Annotated in this window: 2 protein-coding genes; both read right to left on the reverse strand. The window is 39.8% G+C overall.

Translation table 11 applies throughout. From position 1 onward, the window contains the following. Positions 1–192: 192 nt before the first annotated feature. On the reverse strand, positions 193–942 hold the full coding sequence (aroD, locus tag A5875_RS06050) for a type I 3-dehydroquinate dehydratase (protein WP_088934642.1): 750 nt from the start codon (positions 940–942) through the stop codon (positions 193–195). A gap of 22 nt (positions 943–964) precedes the next feature. Further along, on the reverse strand, positions 965–2,134 hold the full coding sequence (locus A5875_RS06055; RefSeq protein WP_422851558.1) for a class I SAM-dependent rRNA methyltransferase: 1,170 nt from the start codon (positions 2,132–2,134) through the stop codon (positions 965–967). Positions 2,135–2,230 lie beyond the last annotated feature (96 nt).

A 2,230-nucleotide genomic window follows, 5' to 3' on the forward strand; every position in this document is an offset into this window, starting at 1 on the left:
TTTTGACACCTGAATCATTAAAGGAAGTATAAAATTTTACAAGTAAAAACATTAAATCAACAGCTTTAACGATGTTCAGCTTCACGAACTAGCTTTATCGACAATAAGCGAAAATTTTGTTAAGTCTGAGAAACGACTTATCAAAATTTTAGTCTTATTGCTCAAAAGCTGAGCGAGTTCGCGAAGCCTTTCTTATTTTAGTTCGTTGATCATCATGACCAATTTTTCTGCTTCGATCTGGGCATCATCATAAGGCTTGCCTTCTAGACAACCATAGGTCATACAGGAGCCGTCCAATGATCCGCTGATTTGCGAGAATTTCCCTAAGCGTCCTAGTGACACCGAGGCAACGGGCAAGGAAACGAAGGTTTGGGCCTTCATCACGATCTCCATCTGACGTAAAACGTCTGCTTCGTTTTTAGGAAACACGACGATTTTCGCGATATCCGCTCCCCAATGTTCCATCAAGTTTAAACGGAATAAAATCACAGCGTCCTCTGGCGTTTCCTTGAAGTTATAATAGCTCAGCATCACACGTACATCTAACGCCTGCATCCATTTGATAAACGTCGTCGATAATTGATCAATGATCGACACCTCTACGTCCGCCAAATCAATCGCACGCGAAGAAACCGCAAACTCATAAACATGACGATATTGATTTAGAGAAATTTCGAGCTGACCACCCGCTTCAACCGGACGCAGGTTGAAGATCAATGGAATATTACGGATTTCATCTCGTAATGCCAATAGTGTTGCATTTAATTGATCATCATCGAAAATATCTTCATAATAATCCGCACGCCACTCAATGACCTCGGCAACTTTCTTGGCTTCATTTGCTTGTTCAATGATCTCATCGAAAGTCTTTCCAACAATCGGCACGCAGATTTTAGGTTTTCCTGCATCAAACCGCACTTCTCTTACTTGAACATCCATCATACGCATCCCATCCCATTTTCTTCTATTTTTTTATCGTATAAAATAAAACTTTCAAATAATTGCTTTCCTCAAAATTGCTGGCCGGAAAATCTGCTGGCAAACGATAGCTTTCTGTTAATTGATAGCTCACGTTTTTATTCTCTAACGCTGTTTCGATTGCTTGTTTAAATTTCTTAATCGGCAGATTCGCTGCATTCGTTGAGGCGATGATCATTCCTTCTTCTGAAAGAATCTCTACACTGTCTTCAATTAGACGACCATAATCTTTTGCCACTGAAAAGGTTTTCTTCTTATTTCGGGCAAAACTTGGCGGGTCCAAGATAATCAGATTATAACTTAAATGCTTCCTTAATGCATAGCGGAAATAGTCAAATGTATCCATTACGATAATTTTTTGTTGTTCTAATGACAAACCATTCACTTCAAATTGCTCTTGTGTTTTCGGCAGACTGCGTTGAGCTAAATCAACACTGGTCGTCTCTAAAGCCCCACCATATGCGGCCGCAACGGAAAATGCCCCTGTATAGCTGAACATGTTCAAAACCTTTTGTCCTGCCGCGAGTCCTTCTGTTAAACGTCCGCGAACTTCTTTTTGATCTAAGAAAATGCCTGTCATATAGCCTTCATCTAAGTATACGGCATAGGAAACGCCATTTTCCAGTACGATTAACGGTTCCTGCGGTTTTTCTCCTGCTAACCAGCGGCTTTCCTTCAGCTCGCTCTTGAAACGAATTTTCTCAACAACACCCTTGGCGTTTGGAAAGACTTCCAACCAGCTGTCCACGATCAGCTTTTGGAAATGATAGATCGTTTCGTTGTACCAAGAAATGACCAAGTAATCTGCATAATAGTCGACAGTTACACCGCCAAAGCCATCGCCTTCTCCATTGAATAAACGAAAAGCCGTTGTCGTATCATCGGCGAAAAAAGCTTGGCGCTGATCAAGTGCTTGCTGAAATTTCTCTATTAAAAAAGCTTGGTCGATCGGTCGCTGTGTTTGATCAATCACCCAGCCGAAACCTTTATTTTGTTTCCCTAAATAACCAGTTGCGACATATTTATTCTTATTATCGACGAACTCTACCCACTCTAAGGGAATTTTTTTTATATTTTGTTTCAAATCCTCCACTTGAATTAATGGGTTGCCTTGGCGAATTCGTTTAATTCCATAATTATTTAATTCTATTTTCACTCTCATCCCTGCTTTCTTCTATAGTATATCAAAAAAAAATAGGTTTTTTCGCTTATAAAGTTTTCTTTAAGCATGATTGCTCTGATTTCGATAAGA

This window comes from Enterococcus sp. 3H8_DIV0648, from assembly GCF_002140655.1.
GTDB classification, from domain to species: domain Bacteria; phylum Bacillota; class Bacilli; order Lactobacillales; family Enterococcaceae; genus Enterococcus_A; species Enterococcus_A hulanensis.